This is a genomic window from Paenibacillus sp. Y301 (genome assembly GCF_059445505.1).
On sequence record NZ_JCAIUL010000004.1, the window covers coordinates 1 to 21,776 of the forward strand.

The 21,776-nt window shown below is 39.3% G+C and carries 29 protein-coding genes and 1 pseudogene; 23 read left to right on the top strand and 7 right to left on the bottom strand.

Annotation, left to right across the window (positions count from 1 at the left end):
- Window positions 1–298 precede the first annotated feature (298 nt).
- From AC1D69_RS08385 to AC1D69_RS08455, 15 genes are all read left to right on the top strand, one after another.
- On the top strand, window positions 299–814 hold the full coding sequence (locus AC1D69_RS08385) for a hypothetical protein (RefSeq protein ID WP_495455703.1): 516 nt from the start codon (window positions 299–301) through the stop codon (window positions 812–814).
- A 226-nt stretch (window positions 815–1,040) separates the two neighbouring features.
- Complete coding sequence (locus AC1D69_RS08390; protein WP_495456047.1) at window positions 1,041–1,598, top strand: DEAD/DEAH box helicase family protein; 558 nt, start codon at window positions 1,041–1,043, stop codon at window positions 1,596–1,598.
- Window positions 1,599–1,885: 287 nt separating this feature from the next.
- Window positions 1,886–2,392 carry a P-loop nucleotide/nucleoside kinase family protein gene (locus tag AC1D69_RS08395; RefSeq protein ID WP_495455704.1) on the top strand — a complete coding sequence of 169 codons (507 nt, stop codon included), beginning with the start codon at window positions 1,886–1,888 and terminating at the stop codon, window positions 2,390–2,392.
- Between the two features lie 727 nt (window positions 2,393–3,119).
- Window positions 3,120–3,434, top strand: coding sequence for a hypothetical protein (locus AC1D69_RS08400; protein ID WP_495455705.1), 315 nt, complete (start codon window positions 3,120–3,122; stop codon window positions 3,432–3,434).
- A 277-nt stretch (window positions 3,435–3,711) separates the two neighbouring features.
- Window positions 3,712–4,251 carry an SMI1/KNR4 family protein gene (locus AC1D69_RS08405; protein ID WP_495455706.1) on the top strand — a complete coding sequence of 180 codons (540 nt, stop codon included), beginning with the start codon at window positions 3,712–3,714 and terminating at the stop codon, window positions 4,249–4,251.
- Window positions 4,252–4,263: 12 nt separating this feature from the next.
- On the top strand, window positions 4,264–4,419 hold the full coding sequence (locus AC1D69_RS08410; protein ID WP_495455707.1) for a hypothetical protein: 156 nt from the start codon (window positions 4,264–4,266) through the stop codon (window positions 4,417–4,419).
- Window positions 4,420–4,492: 73 nt separating this feature from the next.
- Window positions 4,493–4,969 (top strand): hypothetical protein, encoded by a 477-nt coding sequence (locus tag AC1D69_RS08415; RefSeq protein WP_495455708.1) that lies wholly within the window; start codon window positions 4,493–4,495, stop codon window positions 4,967–4,969.
- Window positions 4,970–5,218: 249 nt separating this feature from the next.
- The gene (locus AC1D69_RS08420; protein WP_495455709.1) at window positions 5,219–5,521 is read left to right on the top strand and encodes a hypothetical protein; all 303 of its coding nucleotides are present in this window, start codon (window positions 5,219–5,221) and stop codon (window positions 5,519–5,521) included.
- 870 nt (window positions 5,522–6,391) lie between these two features.
- Window positions 6,392–6,958: a GNAT family N-acetyltransferase gene (locus AC1D69_RS08425; RefSeq protein ID WP_495455710.1), complete on the top strand. Its 567-nt coding sequence runs from the start codon at window positions 6,392–6,394 to the stop codon at window positions 6,956–6,958.
- A 248-nt stretch (window positions 6,959–7,206) separates the two neighbouring features.
- Window positions 7,207–7,794, top strand: coding sequence for a histidine phosphatase family protein (locus tag AC1D69_RS08430; protein ID WP_495455711.1), 588 nt, complete (start codon window positions 7,207–7,209; stop codon window positions 7,792–7,794).
- A gap of 252 nt (window positions 7,795–8,046) precedes the next feature.
- Window positions 8,047–8,568 (top strand): hypothetical protein, encoded by a 522-nt coding sequence (locus tag AC1D69_RS08435; protein WP_495455712.1) that lies wholly within the window; start codon window positions 8,047–8,049, stop codon window positions 8,566–8,568.
- A gap of 265 nt (window positions 8,569–8,833) precedes the next feature.
- Window positions 8,834–9,160, top strand: coding sequence for a hypothetical protein (locus tag AC1D69_RS08440; RefSeq protein ID WP_495455713.1), 327 nt, complete (start codon window positions 8,834–8,836; stop codon window positions 9,158–9,160).
- A 260-nt stretch (window positions 9,161–9,420) separates the two neighbouring features.
- Window positions 9,421–9,981 (top strand): GNAT family N-acetyltransferase, encoded by a 561-nt coding sequence (locus AC1D69_RS08445; RefSeq protein WP_495455714.1) that lies wholly within the window; start codon window positions 9,421–9,423, stop codon window positions 9,979–9,981.
- A gap of 216 nt (window positions 9,982–10,197) precedes the next feature.
- The gene (locus AC1D69_RS08450; RefSeq protein ID WP_495455715.1) at window positions 10,198–10,617 is read left to right on the top strand and encodes a YhfM domain-containing protein; all 420 of its coding nucleotides are present in this window, start codon (window positions 10,198–10,200) and stop codon (window positions 10,615–10,617) included.
- A gap of 241 nt (window positions 10,618–10,858) precedes the next feature.
- Window positions 10,859–11,173, top strand: coding sequence for a hypothetical protein (locus AC1D69_RS08455; RefSeq protein WP_495455716.1), 315 nt, complete (start codon window positions 10,859–10,861; stop codon window positions 11,171–11,173).
- A 101-nt stretch (window positions 11,174–11,274) separates the two neighbouring features.
- On the opposite strand, the gene AC1D69_RS08460 is transcribed toward AC1D69_RS08455, so the two are convergent.
- Window positions 11,275–11,664: an IS110 family transposase gene (locus tag AC1D69_RS08460; protein WP_495456048.1), complete on the bottom strand. Its 390-nt coding sequence runs from the start codon at window positions 11,662–11,664 to the stop codon at window positions 11,275–11,277.
- Window positions 11,555–11,857 (bottom strand): hypothetical protein, encoded by a 303-nt coding sequence (locus tag AC1D69_RS08465; RefSeq protein WP_495455717.1) that lies wholly within the window; start codon window positions 11,855–11,857, stop codon window positions 11,555–11,557. Before AC1D69_RS08465 ends, AC1D69_RS08460 begins: the two co-directional genes overlap by 110 nt.
- Window positions 11,858–12,298: 441 nt before the next feature.
- Between AC1D69_RS08465 and AC1D69_RS08470 the strand changes: the two genes are divergently transcribed.
- The 4 genes from AC1D69_RS08470 to AC1D69_RS08485 all read left to right on the top strand — a co-directional run bounded on the left by AC1D69_RS08470 (window position 12,299) and on the right by AC1D69_RS08485 (window position 14,565).
- Entirely contained in the window at window positions 12,299–12,586 is a 288-nt protein-coding gene (locus AC1D69_RS08470) for an immunity protein TriTu family protein (RefSeq protein WP_495455718.1), read from the top strand.
- A 106-nt stretch (window positions 12,587–12,692) separates the two neighbouring features.
- A complete protein-coding gene (locus tag AC1D69_RS08475) occupies window positions 12,693–13,028 on the top strand; it encodes a hypothetical protein (protein ID WP_495455719.1) in 336 nt (111 codons plus the stop codon).
- Between the two features lie 295 nt (window positions 13,029–13,323).
- Entirely contained in the window at window positions 13,324–13,830 is a 507-nt protein-coding gene (locus tag AC1D69_RS08480; protein ID WP_495455720.1) for a P-loop nucleotide/nucleoside kinase family protein, read from the top strand.
- Window positions 13,831–14,097: 267 nt separating this feature from the next.
- The gene (locus tag AC1D69_RS08485; protein WP_495455721.1) at window positions 14,098–14,565 is read left to right on the top strand and encodes a hypothetical protein; all 468 of its coding nucleotides are present in this window, start codon (window positions 14,098–14,100) and stop codon (window positions 14,563–14,565) included.
- A 145-nt stretch (window positions 14,566–14,710) separates the two neighbouring features.
- Here the strand turns inward: AC1D69_RS08485 and AC1D69_RS08490 are convergent, their stop codons facing one another.
- Together AC1D69_RS08490 and AC1D69_RS08495 are read right to left on the bottom strand one after the other, a co-directional pair.
- A complete protein-coding gene (locus AC1D69_RS08490; RefSeq protein WP_495456049.1) occupies window positions 14,711–14,956 on the bottom strand; it encodes a hypothetical protein in 246 nt (81 codons plus the stop codon).
- Complete coding sequence (locus tag AC1D69_RS08495) at window positions 14,949–15,128, bottom strand: IS110 family transposase (protein WP_495456050.1); 180 nt, start codon at window positions 15,126–15,128, stop codon at window positions 14,949–14,951. The genes AC1D69_RS08490 and AC1D69_RS08495 overlap by 8 nt, the downstream gene beginning before the upstream one ends.
- Before the next feature lie 15 nt (window positions 15,129–15,143).
- Between AC1D69_RS08495 and AC1D69_RS08500 the strand changes: the two genes are divergently transcribed.
- The 3 genes and pseudogenes from AC1D69_RS08500 to AC1D69_RS08510 form a co-directional block, all read left to right on the top strand.
- Window positions 15,144–15,785, top strand: a complete 642-nt coding sequence (locus tag AC1D69_RS08500; protein ID WP_495455722.1) for a hypothetical protein — start codon at window positions 15,144–15,146, stop codon at window positions 15,783–15,785.
- An 11-nt stretch (window positions 15,786–15,796) separates the two neighbouring features.
- Complete coding sequence (locus AC1D69_RS08505; RefSeq protein ID WP_495456051.1) at window positions 15,797–16,021, top strand: GNAT family N-acetyltransferase; 225 nt, start codon at window positions 15,797–15,799, stop codon at window positions 16,019–16,021.
- A gap of 155 nt (window positions 16,022–16,176) precedes the next feature.
- Window positions 16,177–16,317 (top strand): annotated as a pseudogene (locus AC1D69_RS08510) (polyprenyl synthetase family protein); the annotation flags it as partial.
- 385 nt (window positions 16,318–16,702) lie between these two features.
- Here AC1D69_RS08510 and AC1D69_RS08515 read toward each other — a convergent pair.
- Entirely contained in the window at window positions 16,703–17,542 is an 840-nt protein-coding gene (locus AC1D69_RS08515; RefSeq protein ID WP_495455723.1) for a serine/threonine protein kinase, read from the bottom strand.
- A 451-nt stretch (window positions 17,543–17,993) separates the two neighbouring features.
- Here AC1D69_RS08515 and AC1D69_RS08520 point away from each other — a divergent pair, with 451 nt between their 5' ends.
- Window positions 17,994–18,098 carry a hypothetical protein gene (locus tag AC1D69_RS08520; RefSeq protein ID WP_495456052.1) on the top strand — a complete coding sequence of 35 codons (105 nt, stop codon included), beginning with the start codon at window positions 17,994–17,996 and terminating at the stop codon, window positions 18,096–18,098.
- 107 nt (window positions 18,099–18,205) lie between these two features.
- Here AC1D69_RS08520 and AC1D69_RS08525 read toward each other — a convergent pair whose 3' ends face one another.
- Together AC1D69_RS08525 and AC1D69_RS08530 are read right to left on the bottom strand one after the other, a co-directional pair.
- Window positions 18,206–19,999, bottom strand: a complete 1,794-nt coding sequence (locus tag AC1D69_RS08525; protein ID WP_495455724.1) for an ABC transporter ATP-binding protein — start codon at window positions 19,997–19,999, stop codon at window positions 18,206–18,208.
- Window positions 19,996–21,741, bottom strand: a complete 1,746-nt coding sequence (locus AC1D69_RS08530) for an ABC transporter ATP-binding protein (protein ID WP_495455725.1) — start codon at window positions 21,739–21,741, stop codon at window positions 19,996–19,998. The genes AC1D69_RS08525 and AC1D69_RS08530 overlap by 4 nt, the downstream gene beginning before the upstream one ends.
- Window positions 21,742–21,776: the final 35 nt, after the last annotated feature.

Consider the following 21,776-nt stretch of genomic DNA (forward strand, 5'->3'; position numbering starts at 1 on the left):
GACATGATAGATATGAAAGACATCAAATAAAATTAAATGATACAAGGAATTTGAAAGTAGATTCAGAGAAGTCAGATACATCAGGTAACACCACATTCCTACTGCGGGCATTCGCCCTTGATCGCTAAGAAGGATTTTCTAGGAGATTATTCAGGCGACACATTCAACCAGCTAAGTCTGACGACCCGTTCCCTTCGGTCACTTAAGCTGCTTGAACGTCAGGAATGCCAAACGTTATAAGAAATCCCCGAAATAACACAATTCAATACATCTTAAAGTGATTTAGGAGGTGTAATTCTTGAAGTATTTAGAACTACTTACTCATCAAGGTAAGGAAAAACAAATACAGATTGAAGATATTTTAAAGAAGTATAAAGTCCAACCAGTAGGTACTGGATATATTGATCTAATAACACTAAATGAACATATTGAAGACTTAATTCAAAGTCTTTCAGAAATTAATATACTCGTCGAAGGTGTAACATGGTGGTGTCATTGTACCGAACAAACCAAATCAAGATTAGGTTGTCCTCATGGATTTGGAGGACCTAGAAGTAGGTTTTATGAGGGAATCTTCTTTGAAGCGCATATTCAAATGTTTGAAGTTTCAAAGAAAGATTTAGAGGAACTAAAATTAGGTAACATCAACTCTGAAATTCCACAAGTAAACAAAAGAGTTTTAAATTATATACAACATGAATTCAAAAGTGATGAAGACTATTTAGAATGTTTAGTTCCTGGAATTTGGCTTTCAGTGCCTAGAGAGTGGAACAGAATTAATTATTATATTAAGGATTCATATACAAGTGATTAATTGGTAATTTCTTCGAAGTCGGGGACATCTTATAACATAACATTCCTACATCGTCGCTGACGCTCCTTGGTCGCCAAGAGGGATTTCAGAGAAGTGGAATCAGGCGACACATTCAACCGGCTAAGTCTGTCGACCCGGTGCTATGCACCTTAAGCCGCTTGAACGTCAGGAATGTGCAACGTTATATGAAATCAGCGCAAAACTATAAAATGCAGGAGTGATTACAATCAAATTCATTTTAATATTTGGGCCCCAGGCCGTTGGAAAGATGACAGTTGGCCATGAACTAACGAAGATTACTGATTTGAAATTGTTTCATAATCACATGTCGATTGAGTTATTTCATCCTTATTTTGGTTTCGGAAGTGAAACATGGAGGTTAGCTAATCTCTTACGAAGAGAGTTGTTTGAATCATTTTCTAATAGCAATCAATATGGTCTTATTTTCACCTATGTATGGGGATTTGATCTTCAGGGAGATTGGGATTTTGTAAGACAAACCTGTGATATTTTTGAATCAAAAGACGCAGAGATATATTTTGTTGAATTAGAAGGGGATATTGAAGAAAGATTAAAACGAAATTCAACTCCTTTTAGACTTGATCAAAAGCCTACAAAAAGAAATATTGAACAATCTGAAAAAGACTTAATGAACACCATGGAGAAACACAGGCTGAATTCTTACCAAGGGGAAATTATAAGAGAAAACTACTTGAGGATAAATAACACAAATTTAAGTGCAGAAGAAGTTGCAAAGCAGATCAAAGAAAAATTCAATTTATAAAGTTCTCTATGAAAGTAATTCGAAGCAGGTGCTGACATCCTATAACATTACATTTCTGCTTCGTCGCTGACGCTCCTTGGTCGCCAAGAGGGGTTTCTGAGAAGTCAATTCAGGCGACACATCCAAGCAACTAAGTCTGACGACCCATTCCCTTTGGTCACTTAAGCTGCTTGAACGTCAGGAATGCCAAACGTTATAGGAAATCAGCGTAAATACGAAAAACAAATGTAAGTCCTTATAGATTAAGATAAAGGGCGGTTATCGTTTTATTAAAAGGAGTCGATTTAATGCTATATATATTTAGCGGGTTACCAGGCACCGGTAAAACCACGTTATCATCAGCGTTAGCTAGAGAACTAAAGGCTACGTATCTCCGAGCCGATGTCGTTGAGCAGGCTATGAGGAATTCTGGCCAAAATATCGAAGGACCTGAAGGTTACATCGTATGTTATGCAATTGCTTCGCAGAATCTCCAGTTAGGTCTAGACGTAATTGCAGATACAGTTAATCCCATCCAAATAACGCGCCAGGCTTGGCGTAACGTGGCGGAATCTCTTGAAACTCCATATGTTGAAATTGAAGTGGTCTGTTCTGACGATCGTGAACATAGACGTCGAGTCGAAACGCGTGCTGCAGATATTCCCGGCTTTGTTCTACCAACGTGGGAACAGGTCAGGAATCGACAGTACGATTTATGGGACCGAGATCATATTGTCATCGACACAGCTGATCAAACTGTGGAAGAAAGTTTGTTGACATTATGTAAACAGTTGGAACGAGATCGTAGAAGATAGTCAGATTTATTAATAAGAAATGATAGAAGAAACTTGGAAGTATTTCGTAGAAGTCGCTGACATCCTATAACAATGTGTTCACGCTTCGGCGGACAAGCCGCCTCGGTCCCGGAAGATAAGTCGAGGAAGTAGAAGCCGGGACACATCCGCACCACCCAACCGCATCGCGGCCGGACCTAAAGGTCCTTAGGGTGGTGGGACGTCGTGAACACGTTACGTTAGCTGAAATATCTGGATAGGGACATATAAAGGGCATTAAAGAATCGATGATAGTGATAATCAGGAAGAAATAATGAATAAAAGGTAAAGGCATAAGAAATAAAAGCGAAAGATCTAAAAAACAGGTTTGAAATCAGCATAGAGGCATTTCGAAGAAGAGATAGAAATACATAAAGAAAATCAAAAAAAACTAAGTGAGATTAAATACGTTAAGAACATCAAGAACATCAAAGACATGAAATACACCAAATAAAATTAAATGATATAAGGAATTTGAAAGTAAATTCAGAGAAGTCAGATACATCAGGTAACACCGCATTCCTACTGCGGGCATTCGCCCTTGATCGCCTAGAAGGATTTCTGAGGAGATTATTCAGGCGATACATTCAACCAGCTAAGTCTGACGACCCGTTCCCTTTGGTCACTTAAGCTGCTTGAACGTCAGGAATGCCAAACGTTAGGTGAAATACCATGAAAACATATAACGATCTTTTTGAAGGAGTATCTCATGGATGATGTGAAAATAAAAGCTTATAAGACCTTATTATATCAGGCGCTTATTGATATCAGAGTAATATCTGGACATTTAGCATGGGGGAGCGATGAGCTTCCAGAAAGTATGGTTAATGTAGTTCAAGCAGGTAAAGAAATATTTCAATTAGCCAACGTTCATCATAATCTAGCACTTTCAATGATTGATAATCTTGTTACGTTTAATGAAGAGGAATTTTGGAATCAAATTAATTATTTAAACAATAATTTTCCCAATACTACTAATTACAAAGAATTATTTGAATGGATCATTTATGAAGAAAATAAATAATAATTTTTTAACACCGTATATTAATTCTCTAAAGAGCCTAACTACTTAAAAAAATGTATAAGTAAATCAAAGATGCCATGGTACATCACCTAACATTGCATTACCACAGTGGTCGCTATGCTCTCTTGGTCACCAAGAGGAAGATTCATTGAAGTTAATTCAGGTGACACATCCAACCGGCTAAGTGGCAGGACCACCCAGACCTACGGTCTTTAAGCCGTTTGGACGTCGGTAATGCGGAAACGTTATACAAAATTGCCGAAAGGATTGATGAAGATTGATTCAAGGAGAATTAATAAATAAAACAATAGACTCACTAAAGAAGAGGTTAGAAAATAATAAATTATTAGAACTACAACTTCGAGAGGGTTACTTAACTCAAGTTACTTGTCAGTTTAATGAGCCAGCAAATGAAAGTGATTTAGTGGAATTCCAAAAGAAGTTAGGATATAAACTCCCAAATGATTATATTAACTTTTTGAAGACAACCAATGGCTGCTCATTATTTGATCATCCGCAATACGGCGGAGAATCGTATTTACATAAATGGCAGGATATTAATGAGGTAACGTATGAGGAACCAAATGAAGGGTTCTTGAAGATCGCCTACATCTACCAATCAGATATAATAATTGATCTGAAGGCATATAGCCATGGCCTTAATAATTACTTGATGGTTAAAGGACACATAGACCATTTTCATGAGGCGAGACCTTTGAATATGAATTTTGAGTTATGGTTTGATCGATTTATTATCAGTCAGGGAGATAAATTTTGGGAATGGTCAATATATACGGCGAAAACTATTATAGATTAAGAGGATAAAATATTGAAGGCAATTTCAGAGAAGTCGGCAACTATGTATAACACAGCATTCCTACTGCGGGCATTCGCCCTTGATCACCAAGAAGAATTTTCAGGGGGAATATTCATGCGATACATTCAACCAGCTAAGTCTGACGACCCGTTCCCTTTGGTCACTTAAGCTGCTTGAACGTCAGGAATGCACAACGTTATACGAAAGTCTCTAAAGTCATAAAAAAACAGGTGATAATATCATGGAAATCTCGATGAGACTTGAACCACATGGATGGTTAGATGTAGTGATTATTTCAAGAGAAGGGAATGAAATTGAAATCCCTGTTTCATTTTTGACAGATGCTATTTATGATCTAGCCCAAAAAGTATCCATCTTGAACAATGAAGTAAATGAAGTAATTATTACTATGCAGACAGAACCAGGTGAATACCGATTCCAAATTTCAAAGATTTCGAATACACATAGTTTGTTTGAGTTATTTGAAATGAATGATAATTTTAGTACGGAGTTAATTGAAGAAGGGACACTCTTAATAACAGAAGAGATAAAAACAATCAGATTGTTGAGAATAATACATAGAGAACTAACTACAATGAAAGCCTTAGGAATAGAAGAGTTTAAAAAAAGATGGAGTTCGGATTTTCCTATAAGTGAATATAAACGAATAGCTGATTCAATTAATAGATTAAAGCAAGATGAAGTTAATTCAGTGTAGAGAGACCTTCGTATAACAACATATTCACGCTTCGGGCCATTCGGCCCTCGATCCGGACCGGAGTTAGAAGAGTATTCGAAGAGGCAATAGGCAGTAGCAATGAAGCCTAATCAGCCGGACACACCCGCACCACCTAACCGCATCTCGGCCGTCCCTTCGGGACTTAAGGTGGTGGGGCGTCGTGAATAAAACAACGTTATGTGAAATCTCCTGAATTGAATTATAACCTTAAAGAACGGAGAAATGCATATGGCACTTGATGGTTACTTATTAGACATGAATAATCAAAGAATCTATCACTTTCCCATTGATGATGCCTTCCATTCCGAAATATTTCAAGAGCATAGAATTTGGAATAGCTATATTCAATTAAGAAAGTTAAGGGACTACTATGGGGTTGCAAAGTTTAATAAAACAGAAGTTAAGAGACTTGCAGATGATTTAGAACAATATAAAGTACATATTAAATATGAATATCAAACAAAAATTGATAAATTAATCAAACAACTTAGAGAAGATCGAATTGTAAAAGTGGGATTTTATGGAGACTAATAAATGTAAATAGATTGAGATCAGTTGCAGTGAATTCAAAGAAGTAGGAGACTCCACATAACAACATTTTCACGCTTCGGGCCATTCGGCCCTCGATCCGGCAGGAGCTAGATGAAGGTTCGAAGAATTAATTGGCAGTAGTAAGGAAGCGGAATCAGCTGGACACATCCGCACCGACTAAGCGCATCGCGCCCGGCGACATCGTCGCCTTAAGTCGGTGGTACGTCGTGAACACGGAAACGTTATACGCAACCCCTTTGAGAATGTTAAACCATGAAAACACGTAACAAAAAATGATGAATAATGGTTAAAGGATCAATTAGATCAAGGGAAATAGAAGGTAGACAAAGAGCATAAAGGAATTAATAGAATAAGGATGGATTCCGAAGAAGCAGTTGAGAACAAAGATACTAGGGATAGAGAAGGGGAACCTTTCCTATGCGGAAACGGATTTGATAGAGCCAAAGGATAAAACACATCAAGACATATCAAATACATAAAACACACAAGACATATATGGATGTGGAGTCGAAGAAGAAGGGGCAGCGTATAACAATGCATTTTTGCTTCGTCGCTGACGCTCCTTGGTCACCAAGAGGTATTTCGGAGAAGTAGAATCAGGCGACACATCCAACCGGCTAAGTGGCAGAGCCACCCGGACCTTCGGTCCTTAAGCCGTTTGAACGTCAGAAATGCGCAACGTTATCGGAAATCAGCGAAAAATATTAACCTTGAAGATATTGTTCATCAATTACCTATTGGGAATTAGTCAAAATAACTACAAAAAATAAAATATTTTGATAACAAGCTATTTGTGATGAGTATGCTATAATGTATAGGAACATATGTTTGCATAGGGGGCTGAATAACGTGAATGATCCATATCAAATCTGTCCAACTTTTGAAACTGATAATTTTATTTTTCGATTAGTTCGTGATGAAGATGCAATAGACCTTTTGGAATGTTACTCTGATCCAAAGGCACAACAATTGTTTAATAGTGATAACTGTTTAAGTGGTTTTCAAATTGAAACAGTTGACCGAATGTTACATTTTATCCAGTTTTGGCAACAAGAATACGAAAAGAAGTATTATATACGCTTTTGTATCGTAGATAAGAAAATTTCGAAACCAGTCGGTACAATAGAATTTTTTACACGTAATGACTCCTTTGAAGTTTACGGCAGTATTGGGATATTACGAATTGATCTTGCTTCAGAATATGAAACCAAAGAGGTTATCACTGAGATTCTTCAGATGATAGAAGAGCATTTTTATGATTGTTTTGAAGCAACTAGTATCGCAACAAAAGCTATACCTATTGGTGAACAAAGAATCTATGCACTATTGAATTTAGGATTTCATGTTTTCGTGGATTATCAAATCATTCCCTACAAAGATTACTTTATAAAAACAAGAAATATTGTATTAAGATAGATCAAGATAATTTTTCAGTATTTCGAAGAAGTCGCTGACATCCGATAACACCACATTTGCGCTGCGGATCGCAAGCGATCCTTGGTCTGCCCGAGGAATTTCGGAGATGTGAACTCAGGCAGACACACCTGCACTGGCTAAGTGGCGGAGCCACCCGGCCTAACGGCCTTAATCCAGTGAGGCGTCGTGAATGCAAAACGTTATCAGAAAGATCAGCAAATCTATTTTAAACATTGAAGGAGCACTATATGGCGACTATAGCACTGATAAGGCATGGTAGCACCAGTTGGAATAAAGAAGGACGAGCACAGGGTAACTCTGATATTTCGCTGGATCAGGATGGGATTAATCAAGCAGAACTTTTAGCAACGAGATTAAGATCAGAAGATTGGAATCATATTTATTCAAGTACTTTAGCAAGAGCAAAGCAAACTGCTCTTATTGTAGGGAGTGCTATCGGAGTAGATATTCACCTTGATGATCGTCTTCGGGAAAGGTCCGGAGGATTGATTGAAGGTACTACTGAAGAGGAACGAATAGAAAAGTGGGGAACAGGTTGGATAGAATTAGATCTTGGACTTGAGCCAATTGAGATAGTCCAAAAGAGAGGTGAAGAATTTTTAGAAGAAATAATGATGAAGCACCAAGGTGAAAAGGTGTTGGTGGTTTCTCATGGTGCCTTAATTCAATTTAACTTTATCAATTTAGTTCCTGATTTTCCTACAAAAGATTTTGGCAATACATCAATAACTATTTTAAAGAAAATAGATAATCAATGGACATGTGAACTGCATAACTGTACAAAACATCTTGAGGGTAATATCAAAGAAGGCTGATCCATCTGATAACACCATATTCAAGCTTCGGGGCATTCGCCCCTCGGTCCGGCAGAAGTTAGAAGTATATTCGGGGATGGATCTTCAGTAGCGAGGAAGCGGAATCAGCCGGACACATCCAATCGACTAAGTGCGCTGACACGCACTTAGTCGATAGGACGTCGTGAATACCCGAACGTTATCGGAAACCCTTGCAAATTAAACAAATATATAGAACTAATGAAAGAAGCGGAGTTGAAAGGAGCGAATAGCATGATGAAATCAACTAAGATCCTAGTGATAATGATGTGTATATACATGTTAGTAGCTTGTTCAACCTCAAACAACGATACATTTGAATTGTCGGAAGAAGACAAAGAATTAATTGCTAGCACTACAACGGAGTATTATCAGAATTTAATGAAAGAACGGTATCAAGATGCATTTAATAGCTTGGCCTTTACTGAGGATAATAGTATTGATATCGCTACAAGAAATATTGTATTACAAGAACTGAAAGAGAACATTAATTATCGTATACAATGGGTTAAATCAGTTTCCATAAGTGATATATCATTTAATAGGAATGAGAATATGCCTTTTCTTTCTACAATTGTGAGCGTGAATTATGACAATGTAAATCGTGAGGATATAAATGAAGTACTATATTTTGTCGAATCTGAGGGGCATTGGAAAGTCAAAAAGATAGAGAGTCTTGATAGATATATTCCTTACCGTTCACCTGATTATAGAATTAGTGTAACACCAGATTTTCTGATCCCTAAAAATAAATGATATTAAGGTTTGGATGTGAAATTCAATGAAGACAATGGCATCCGATAACATTGCATTACCACAGCGGTCACTACGTCCCCTTGGTCACCAGGAGGGAATTTCGAAGAAGTTAATTCAGGTGACACATCCAACCGGCTAAGTGGCAGAGCCACCCGGACCTATGGTCCTTAAGCCGTTTGGACGTCGGTAATGCGCGAACGTTATCGGAAACCCTGAAATAGTGCTATAAACAGATTGGAAAAATGAAGGGAGGTTAGTGAAGGCAATGACAATTAATAAAAAAGACTCAAGGGAAATTGTTGTAGACAATGAGATATTTAGATGGGCAGTATCTCCTGATAGTGGATATTTAGTTTTTGTAGCTGAACATGAATACGGAAAGGGAAGGCGAATTCAAGTATATATAACATCAGATATTAATGATTACTGGTTAATATTTCCTGAAGTAAATGAAATGAATTTAAAAGTTGTAAAACCTAGGGATGTAGAAAAAATGATAAAGCAAGCAATAAGAGATGGATGGAATCCTAAAGAAAGAGGCAAACCCGTTACATACGATTTAAAAGAAGAAAAAATGATAAAACGTGAATAAGTATAAATATAATTTACGCAATACTCGATGAAGTCAGGGCATCCGATAACATTACATTTCTGCGTCGTCGCTGACGCTCCTTGGTCACCAAGAGGTATACCAGAGAAGTGGAATCAGGCGACACATTCAACCGGCTAAGTCTGACGACCTGTTCCCTACGGTCACTTAAGCCGCTTGAACGTCAGAAATGCGGGTACGTTATCGGAAATCAACGTGAAGGATAGAAATCATATTAGCATAACTAAAGGAGTGTGTATTTGTTGAATCCAATATTATTAGATTTTCCGAGTCAAATAAATACTGATAGACTCTTAATAAGAATGCCAATGCCAGGAGATGGGAAAGCAGTTTACGAAGCAATAATAAATTCTATTGATGAATTGAAGAAGTGGTTACCATTTGCTCAGAAAGAGCAATCAGAAGAAAACACTGAAGTGAATATGAGAGAAGCTCACCTGAGATTTTTGAAGCGAGAGGACCTGAGGCTTCTTATTTTCCACAAAGACACCAATCAATTTATGGGCTCTTCAGGTCTACATAATCCCAATTGGGATATTCCTAAGTTTGAAATTGGATATTGGATAGATGCGCGTTATAGTGGAAATGGATACATGACCGAAGCAGTACAAGGAATTTGCGAGTATGCTTTTAACGAATTAAAGGCTCGGAGATTAGAAATTCGATGTGACACATTAAACAATAAGAGTAAGGCGATTCCAGAAAGATTAGGTTTTTTATTAGAAGGAACTCTAAAATTCGAGGATACCTCCGTAGATGGCAAAGAACTAACAGATACTTATATATATGCAAAGACAAATTAATAATTTTGAGCGTAATTCGAAGATGACGTTGACATCCGATAACAAAACATTTCTGCTGCGTCGCTGACGCTCCTTGGTCGCCATGAGGGAGTTCGGAGAAGTGGATTCAGGCGACACATTCAACCGGCTAAGTCTAACGACCCGTTCCCTTCGGTCACTTAAGCCGCTTGAACGTCAGGAATGCGCGAACGTTAGGTGAAATCCCCTTAAAGAATAATGGAAAGGGTGAAAAATATTAATACAAGACATTTAGTAGCCATTTTACTGCTCTTAGTATTTATTACAGGATGTAACAATAATACAGATTCAAATGTTTCGATTACTTTTATAGGACTTGACTGCCCTAAAACTACTAATGATGAATTATGCGAGAGTAAGTATTTGGATGATGCACAATCTATTAAGATATTTGAAGAAGCAATTAATAATGCAATAAAAATGGAAGGGATCTTAAATTACGTTGCAGAATACAAAATGACAATTACCAACTCTAACAATACAACAAAGAATTATCATTTGTCCCTAGGAACAGATAGATCGATGAGTGGATTATTAGTAGATCAATCAAATTCAAGTCAGGGATACGAAATTCGAATGAAATATGCAAATCAATTAAGAGATGTATTAAAAAAGTAGGAATCTGATAGTATTTCAAGAAGCAGGGGGACATCACCTAACAAAACATTCCTACATCGTCGCATTCGCTCCTCGGTCGCTAAGAGGTATTTCGGAGAAGTGGAATCAGGCGACACATCCAACCGGCTAAGTGGCAGAGCCACTCGGACCTACGGTGCTTAAGCCGTTCGGACGTCAGAAATGCGCAACGTTAGGTGAAATACCATGAAAACATATAACGATTTTTTTGAAGGAGTATCTCATGGATGATGTGAAAATAAAAGCTTATAAGACCTTATTATATCAGGCGCTTATTGATATCAGAGTAATATCTGGACATTTAGCATGGGGGAGCGATGAGCTTCCAGAAAGTATGGTTAATGTAGTTCAAGCAGGTAAAGAAATATTTCAATTAGCCAACGTTCATCATAATCTAGCACTTTCAATGATTGATAATCTTGTTACATTTAATGAAGAGGAATTTTGGAATCAAATTAATTATTTAAACAATAATTTTCCCAATACTACTAATTACAAAGAATTATTTAAATGGATCATTTATGAAGAAAATAAATAATAATTTTTTAACACCGTATATTAATTCTCTAAAGAGCCTAACTTTTGGATTCATTCCAAGCTCGACCTTTGCGGTTGGAAAGAAGCACTGTAATGATCTCATCATGATCTGCATCTATCTAAGAGTTCTTTGGGGGTTGAATAACGAGATAATAATTCAAGAGAAGTACGGTTACAGACTTTGTGAAAGGCCTTGTCATATCCCGGGAAAAGAAGATCGAGGACAGCACGGAAATGAAGTTGTGCTTCACCGTAAAGGCCTGTCCAATGCTGATATTGACGACAGATAACACGCAGTTGTTGGACGGGATCGCTTAGTTCGACTTGAGGCTCAGGAGATTGCAGGTAGAAAACATGAGCAATGCGAATGGCATCGATAGGGTCAGTTTTTATCTTTCGTACCGCCTTTTGCTTCAGCTGATGAGTAAGTAAAGGATTCAGAACAATGACAGAATAGCCATGAGAAGACGAGAGGTTTAGAATAATTGCCAGTAGCTTCTAAAACAACGTTGGGTTCCTGACCTGTGGTTTGCTTCATCTCCTCCAAGATCGATAGGAGATGATTGAGGTCGTCATGGGTATGAGAGAATGGAAAAGGATTGTACATACAGTCATGGTAAGAAAGAAAGGCAGCGGCAACACTCTTACCTTTAGCAACATCGATACTTAGAACAGGTGTATTCATATAACCTCCTTAATGTCACTGGGGCCAGCACTTTTGATCTCCACAGGTTGGCACGGTGATACGGGCTCAAAGGCCCAACCAGCTGAATCGGGGTATGAACAAAAGGCGAGGGCATAAAACACTTTATGTGACGGGATCTATGTCCCAACAAAGCATGCGTTTTTCAGCCCAGTGTTTTCTCCAGTATAAAGAAAAAGTTCATCCCCGAGCCAGTCGGGTATGAACTGAGAATACCAACATAGCATTACCACAGCGGTCGCTATGCTCCCTAGGTCACCAGGAGGAAGTTTCGTAGAAGTGAATTCAGGCGACACATCCAACCGACTAAGTGGCAGAGCCACCCGGACCTACGGTCCTTAAGCCGCTTGAACGTCAGGAATGCCGAACGTTATAGGAAATCAGCGGAAATCATTGTATTTATCAATTGCAGGAGGCCATTAAATGAAAAGGCATAAATTCAAACAATGGGCTGAAAGCAATGTTGTGAAGCTTAATGAAGAATTTATTAGTACAGAATTTTTAAAGTATGATAAAGATGAAAGTCTTGTTCCAAACCCGGCTACAGGCGTAATTCATGAATCAGAATATTGTCTAGGTCAAGTAATTGTTTGGGAATCAGGTCAAATGGAATATGAAGTAGTTAACATAATGACAGAAGAGATGATTCTTTGGAAGTACATCGAGAAAATATCAAAATATCAGATGAGGACGATTTCAGTGGAATTTTGAACGAATATTTTGAAGTTTTAACAAACAGGTCATAAACAAATGTAAGACGATGAAAGTAAATAAAATAATGACAACAAACAGTATGAAGTCATGAGGGGTAAGAATTATGTATGACTATATTAGTATCTACTCTGATGCCAAGTACAGTAATAAAATCCGAACTATTGAACTTAGACATTATTTGATTACACACTTAGGTTTTATAGAAGCTGGTACACTGAGGTTTTCAAAAGAAATTGAAGGAGAACACATTAGGGCAACAGCTATATTGGCAGACGCTAATGGAAACTATGCTTTTGATACACTTGATAATATAAACGAAGTAAATCTATTAGAAATTGATATCCCAGATAAATTAACTTATAGCATTGAAGAGAGGATAATAAGTATTGCAAAAGCTATAGAAAAGCAATTTTCTTGGATAATTGACTTGAGAGAATAGATTAATTTTGAGAGCTCTTTCGAAGGAGCCGCTGACATCCTATAACATCATATCCACGCTTCGGAGCCTGACGGCTCCTCGGTCCGCGAGAAGTAATCGGCAGGGTAGCGGGTTCAGCGGACACATCCGCACCGACTAACCGCATCTCGGCCGGCTCATGACGGAGCCTTAAGTCGGTGGGACGTCGTGGATACGGGAACGTTATAGGAAATCAGCGTAAATACGAAAAACAAATGTAAGTCCTTATAGATTAAGATAAAGGGCGGTTATCGTTTTATTAAAAGGAGTCGATTTAATGCTATATATATTTAGCGGGTTACCAGGCACCGGTAAAACCACGTTATCATCAGCGTTAGCTAGAGAACTAAAGGCTACGTATCTCCGAGCCGATGTCGTTGAGCAGGCTATGAGGAATTCTGGCCAAAATATCGAAGGACCTGAAGGTTACATCGTATGTTATGCAATTGCTTCGCAGAATCTCCAGTTAGGTTTAGACGTAATTGCAGATACAGTTAATCCCATCCAAATAACGCGCCAGGCTTGGCGTAACGTGGCGGAATCTCTTGAAACTCCATATGTTGAAATTGAAGTGGTCTGTTCTGACGATCGCGAACATAGACGTCGAGTCGAAACGCGTGCTGCAGATATTCCCGGCTTTGTTCTACCAACGTGGGAACAGGTCAGGAATCGACAGTACGATTTATGGGACCGAGATCATATTGTCATCGACACAGCTGATCAAACTGTGGAAGAAAGTTTGTTGACATTATGTGAACAGTTGGAACGAGATCGTAGAAGATAGTCAGATTTATTAATAAGAAATGATAGAAGAAACTTGGAAGTATTTCGTAGAAGTCGCTGACATCCTATAACAATGTGTTCACGATTCGGCGGACAAGCCGCCTTGGTCCCGGAAGATAAGTCGAGGAAGTAGAAGCCGGGACACATCCGCACCACCCAACCGCATCGCGGCCGGACCTAAAGGTCCTTAGGGTGGTGGGACGTCGTGAACATGTTACGTTAGGTGAAATCCCGGAATGTTCTTAAAAGAAATAGAGGTGAATTTTTTATGGCTTATGATATTCATATAACGAAAGCTAAACATTGGACCTTAAGTATTCAAAATCCGATTACTAGTGATGAAATTAACTTTATTGAAGAATATGTTAAACTACTTCCTTTTACTTTTGTCGCAGGTCGTCTTACATTGAGTAGAGCAGATGAAAGAGTAATTGGACTGTTAGTTGAAATAGCAAACAGGATTGGAGCACGAGTTCAGGGGGATGACGGTGAACTTTACGAAAGCAGATATTTTGATTTAAAATTTTTAGAAGAACTAAGGAATCATAAAGAGTTTTTAAGTTCTAATAAAGATACAACGCACTTAGACAATTATATCGAATCACTTTCAGAGGGAACTATTCTTCTACATAGAAAATTTGGACAAGGATCAATACTAGAACTAAATGGAGAAGGTATTGATAAAGAATTTGTTATATATTTTGAATCAATAAAAAAATCAAAAAGGATTTTCTAGCATATCATTCTTCAATAATAAAGCCGGACAATAACCTCTTGTGATTCAATGAAGTCCGGGACTCCACATAAACCAGCTAATCAAAGTCAACTCTAACATTAATATTATATTTAAACCTACCCAGTAGGGGAGATTTTTTTAGAAGTTAATTTTCAATTGTGAACTTAAGCAGATTTAAAAGCTTGACCAGACGTCCACATTCCAAAAACAATGCGTAGAAGCTTATGAGAAGTAGCAATATTTCGACTTTTGCCGGTTTGCCTTCATTGCGTTTTTGCTGATAAAATTGAAAGAGAGTCGAATTTCTTGGACTATAAATTTGCTTTGAAATCGCACACACGGTAGCCTGGTAAAGAGCTGTTCGGAGGTACGAAGATCCCCGTTTAGTTATTCGATTTTTTTAGATTTGAAGGTTCCTGATTGTGAACAGCTGAGTCTAGCCCGGCAAAAGCTGTTAGCTGTTTCACGGATGGGAACCTTTTTATATCCCCAATTTCAGCGATTAGCATGGCAGCTGTTAAGGGTCCTACCCCTGGAGTCGTTCGTAGAAGGTGGTAGGTAATTCAGGAGGATTGACAATGTATATTTCCAACAAAAATATATGCATTAATGATATTGTATCTTTTATTTCGAAATACAATTCCCAGAATCAACACCATATTGGTTATATAGGAGATAAAGAGCATGAAATAAAAGATTCAATTGAACATGAATTTGCGGGTCAGGACAACTTGGACAAGTTATTTTCGCTAGCTTACGATCAGGATAAGTTAATTGGTCTGCTAGGGTTTAATGCTGATTTCACGACAAAGACGGCCGAAATATGGGGTCCATATGTCGTAGATGGCCATGAGGATTACTCGCTAATAGCTGGTCAATTATGGGATGCAGGGGTAAACAAATTAAATGGTGAAATAAGAGAGTTTCATGGGTTTTACAATCAAGAGAATATTAATGGAACTAAATTTATGATTAGTTTAGGCGCTCATAAAACGAACGAGCATATAATTTTGAAACGTTACAAACCAGAATTACCATTTCAGCTAAATCATTCGGTTTATGAAATTACTCCTGAGTATTTCGCCAGCTTTATCGAACTTCATCAACGTACATTTCCTGATACTTACTATAACGGTCAAGAAATTATCGATATGTTAAATGAGGAATTCAAGTTATATTTCCCGTCAACGATAAAGATATTGCAGGTTTTTGTTACATAGAAGGTAACCCGATATTCAAGGAAGGAAATATAGAATTTATTTCAGTTGCAGAAGAATTTAGAAAACAAGGCATTGGAGTTTCGTTATTATATAGTGGACTAAATGAATTGTTTTTTGATCTTCATGTTGAGGAGATATCTATATGTGTTAATTATAGTAATGAAATTGCTCTGAGATTGTATGAGTCTGCCGGATTCATTAGAGAAGATATACTCAATTTATATAAAATCAAATGAACGTAAAGTATAAGCTTAATTAATTGAATGTGATGCATAGCAGAGCGTAAATTGGTATGCTCTAGCTAGTCAGTACTGGAACAAAAATATTAATTCAGAAGCAACATTATGGATACTAGAATGATATAGATTCTGTCAGGGAACATTCATGGACAATGCCTGCCATTCTCGCACAGGTTAAGGCTTCGGAAATCACTGTTCTGAAGAAATTCACCTATCATGTGGGCATTGCATTTCAAATTAAGGATGATTTGCTTGATTTGGAAGAGGATATTCTCTTACTCGGTAAGAGGGTTTGGTTGTTGCGAAAATTGCTGTAATGAACAAAAAGAAATGGATAGAATTCAGATCTATTCTGAAAACTCTATCCATTCATCAATAACATTTAAAGTTCCTGTTAACTTGAACTGCGTCTTCTGGATTTATAATAGTCCTGACCCATGCGACCATTCCTTCGTTTGTAATCTGAAGATGATCTCATAGGACGTGCGTACTGGTGACTACTGCTTTGTCGTTTTCTATAATGTCTTGAAGAACTGCTATAATGTCTTCGTTGACTATGAGATGCAGAGTGAAGAAGCTTATTGATTAATTTTCTTAGCATGTGATATAACCACCTTTCTTGACTGTAATTATTACAATATATTGTATTCAAATATTAACATAAAAGAGACCAAGCTATCAATTTTGGAGGTGCGCCAGATCCCGCAGGTCAGCCATGAATTGCGCAGAAGTCGAATAGGACTCTCGAAGCTCCAACAAGCGCTCAATCATTTCTTTTAACTCTCTAGAGAGTTCCAACTCTTCCTGCCAGCCAAGTTTCACGGCATCCTTGTGTTTTTCATTCGGTTTATAGGTAGAATAGAGGAGAAATAACATGAAATGGCCAATGTCCAGGAGGTCTGCCTTTTCCTCCGAGTCCTTAAATTGTCCTGTGGATACACTGCCATTTTTGAACTTCTTCTGTGCTGGATTCATGAATGGGTGGGGCTCACCCATTTCTCTCGCCAAGCCGAAATCGATAAGATATAATTCTTCATTTTTAAAAAGCACGTTGGGAATACGTAAATCGAGATGAACAAAACCTTTTATGTGAATGTATCCGACAAGCTCGAGAAGCTGCAGTGTAATACGCACGCAATCTTGTTCCCCGTATTGCCTGCCTTGATCGAAAATCATATTTTCAAGTGTATCTCCACTAATAAAAGACATGACCAGATAGGTGTTGCGTCCTTCCGTGAATAAATCCTTAAATGCAGGAATATGTGAATGACGAAGCGCTTTTAATATCCTTGCTTCCCTTTGTAATAGGTGCTTAGCATAAGCCCCCTTGCTGGGTCTTGATTGTTTGACAGCTACCAAGCTTCCGTTGGTCTGATCTAAGCATTTATAGGTTATGCCATAGCTTCCTTCGCCAATCATTTCATAGACTGTATATCGATTCCCAAGCACCGTGTTCATTTCACTCGGATAATCCCGCCATGCGGTCCAAAATGAGCTCAGGAATGAAAAAAATCGCATATCAGTACGTATCTCTCCTTCCGGACAAATTCTAGACTTAGGTCCAGATAGAAAAATAGACCATAGCAGTATTAAAACAAAAGTTTATACTATTATATACAATAAACCACATTCAACAGAATATAAACTGCACCTCCAATAGTTAGACACCATCTAACTATTGGAGGTGCAGTTTTTTTTGTCAGTCCCCAGTGTGATTGCCTCATCAGTAGCTGAATATCTTGTAAAGAATATCCTAATGTTTTTAATCCTCGGAAGAATCAACTGTATTTTTTAAAATTCTTTGGGTATTCTCTGAACAGTATATATTACAAGCATGAAAGAAAATCGTTGGTGGAAATTCTGTTGAAGGTAGTCTCAGGATGACACAGACATCCGATAAACCAGCTAATCAAAGTAACGCAGACAGAGCCAGATAGAGAGGAAAGTGCCCGAAAACTCATTGTGACACATCGAATACTACAATAAAGAGCGATTCCAGAAAAAATTAGGCGACCTCTCCCCGGTAAAATACCGTGAAGAGATCGCCGCTTACTTTTTATTACTGTCTACTTGACGGGGCTATGACCAGATTTACTCTTTTTATATTTAAACTTATAGTTCTATTTGTTTAATCATTTTTGCAGGTTTACCGCCCACCCTTTTTTACGTCGTACCATAAAATCACCGGCTTACTAGCTCCCCGGCTTCCTCCTCAATAGGGGATTGCTCCCCTTGCCAGAGCAATTGCATCTCTATGCTGGTTGTCAGCAATTCGCTCAAGGTGCCTTCGGCTCCGATTCTGCCATCCTTCATGACGATGATATGATCTGCTTGTGACAGCGCCGCTCTACGATGGGAGACTGCGATGCAAGTGACGTCCTTCTCTTGAAAAAGTCGCTCCCATAGCAGCTTTTCTGTCTCAACATCAAGTGCACTGGACAAATCATCAAACAAGTACAAGTCAGAAGCCGTCATCATCATCCTTGCTGTAGCTGCACGTTGGATCTGACCACCGGATAGCATCACACCTCTTGGTCCTACCATCGTGTCGAGTCCATACTCCAAGTCTTCAATATCTCTTTCCATGACGGCCAAGTGAATGGCGCGTGCAAGGGATTCCTCGGAGCAATCTGGATTGCCTTGCATAATATTTTCACGGAGTGGATCACTAAACAAACGTGGCACTTGTGGCGTATAAGCTGCTTTAGGGGGAATGAGGAAGGTAGCGGGATCAATCTCCTTACCGTTCCATTGGATAGAGCCGTTCGTCTGTTCCAACAATCCTAGAAGCGTCCGCATAAATGTGGATTTCCCAGAGCCAATCCGTCCAGTAATAACGAGAAACTTACCGCTGTCCAAGCGAAAGCTAATATCTGAGATGCCAATATCCGAATTAGGATACGTATAGGACAAATTTTTTACTTCTAATGTTTGCAATGCATCCTTCGGATCTCGTGCTGCAGCTGGAACATCTGGTGGAGGACCGTCCAGGTGTATTTCATTTGGCGCTATGATCTGATCTTCTTCGCCAGGCCGAAACAGTATGCTCATACGATCAAGGGAAACCTTCAATCGTTTATGCTGAAAGACCATATAGCCGAATAGGGAGATACTGAAACCCAAATTGACTAAGTAAGATGTGAATAGGGCGAAATCCCCTACAGAAAATCGACCTGCTTGCATCTCCGATGCACACATAAGTAGAATAACCCCTGTGCAGATCGAGATAATATGCTGATTGAGCGACCTCATCCATTGTTTAAAAAGATTATCTTTAAGCGCAGCTTTTCGCCTTGCTTCACTGAGGGCGGAGAATCGTTTTAAGACGTGATCTTCTGCTTGACCTAGCTTTAACGCTTGCACCGAGCCGAAGGTCTCGGCGATAAAACCAGTGATGCGCCCTGTTGCTTCGCGGTTAAGCTGTCCATAACGTCTTGCACGGTTGCCGGACAGATTGCTTAACAAGGTAACAATCAGTAAGGGGAGAACAGCGACGGTTGTGATCAACCAATTGACATTCATCATGATCACAACGGATATAATGGCGAAAGCCAGTCGGCCCCAGAAATCCACCCAGGATTCCACATACTCGACAACCTCATCTACATCCTCTCGAAAGCGACTCATCGCTTCACCAGGGGAGGCAGGCAGATTTCTACCCGGCCAACGCATGATGCCAGTAAGCATATTCGTGCGTAAGATCGCTTGTAGATGATAGGTATAAGTGATCCACTTGTAAAAGGCAATAAAGAATGTGCCCACACGTGTTATTCTCAACAGAGCCACTACGATTAATGGAATAGCTAACATGAGATAGTTCGTCTCGTGACTAATGGTGACTCTGTTGAAGAACCATTGCATGCCAAGCCCAACGGCAATTGGAATCGAATGAAAGATACACCATAGCAACCCATTTACAATAAAAAGAGAGAGTCGATAGCGAAACAGCCGCCCTATAAATTGAGTTACTGTCATACAAGCTCCTCCTCTCTGCCGGTGCGGAGCAGTCCCGCATAATGAGAAGATGGATACGCAGCCAAAGATTCTCTGGCACCATATTCAAGGATGCAGCCATCACCTAGCACCATGATGGTGTCCACCGTTTCTAAGGTAGCTAATCGATGGGCAATAATAATTCCTGTGCAATGGGCCATGAGCTGGTCCACGGCGGATTGCAGCATCGCTTCGGTTGCTCCATCAAGCCTTGAAGAAGGCTCATCCAGAATAACTAAGCTAGGTTGTGTAAGAAATACACGCGTGAGTGCAAATAATTGAGCTTCACCTGCGGATAGAGATGAACCCCCCGATGAGAGGTGGGTATCTAATCCTTGAGGCAATGCATCAATCCATGGGCGTAAACCAAGTCGATCTGTAGTTTCGATTATGTACTGATCCGTTACCTGACTGTCGAACAAAGTTAAATTGTCTCGAAGCGATCCATCAAATAACTGCACATCCTGTGTAACCAACCCTACTCGACGGTATAGCGCATCTAGACGCATTTCCTTGATGTTGATACCACCTACCCGGATCATACCGCTGTCGATGTTGTATAGCCGGAGTAACAGACGGCTTAGACTTGATTTTCCACTTCCTGTTCGGCCAATGAGTCCTAGCTTTTCTCCAGGTTTTAAAGAGAAATGGATATCATGGAGCACCTTTTTATCTTTGGTGTAGCAGAAGTTGACATGATCAAATTCCAGACCGAGAGCACCATCAGGTAGGATAGACTTAGTTCCATCTATGATTTCACTCTGCATAGCTAACAGCTCACGTGAGCGGAGCATGCCGGACTTCGCTTTTTGAAACTCCTGGACTTGGTCACCAAGCTGTTCAATGGGGTCGTTCAGCATTTGAGTATACTGATAGATGAGGAATAGTGTACCTAAGGAGACTCTTCCCGTCAGGTAATAATGAACGCCCATAAGTAGCACGACGGTAACGGAAAGGGTAAAGAGAAGGACGGTTGTGTTCCATGGAACCACTCGGAGCATCCATGCCCTTCTGCCCTTAAGAAACACAGTTCGCATAGCACGGTGGAAACGATTCATGACATAAGGAACGCTCCCGTTCGTCTGCACATCTTCAATACCCGCAATACGCTCCTCGATAAAACCGTACAAGGAAGCACTGGCTTCACGTTCAGATTTCGAGCTATTGACTCCCAAATCGCGGACAAAGACCATTAGTCCAATGGCAGCACAGGTGAACACGGTCATGACGATGGCGATGGGCCAATTCGTGGCGAACATAAAGCCTAATATCCCTGCTAGCAAGACAAAGCTGCCAATGACCTGCACGATAAACATCGCGAAAAAATTCGACATACTGGTTACGTCACCATCAACACGCTCAATCATTTCACCAGGTGTTTTCAGATTATGAAAACGCATATCAAGCCTAAGGCAATGCTTGAGCAGATCGCCTCGCAGCTGATTCGTAGCACGCCAAGAAACATCATTTCCTAGGTAACTAACGGTTACGGTAACGAGTTGGTTCATAATCGCAACAGCGAGGTACAATCCAGCAAGGACAACCAGACCTGTAACGACCCCATCCTTAGCGGCTGTATCGATAAAGCGTTGAATAATTTGCGGATTAATCAGCTGCAAGCCGGTTGAAGTTAGTAATAATAGAAGTAAGACGATCAATCTTCCTTTGACTGGACGAAGATAGCGGAATAACCAAGACATTGAAGTCTTCTTATTTAGTGACATCGAATAACCTCCAGATAGTCCAATATGAAATATAC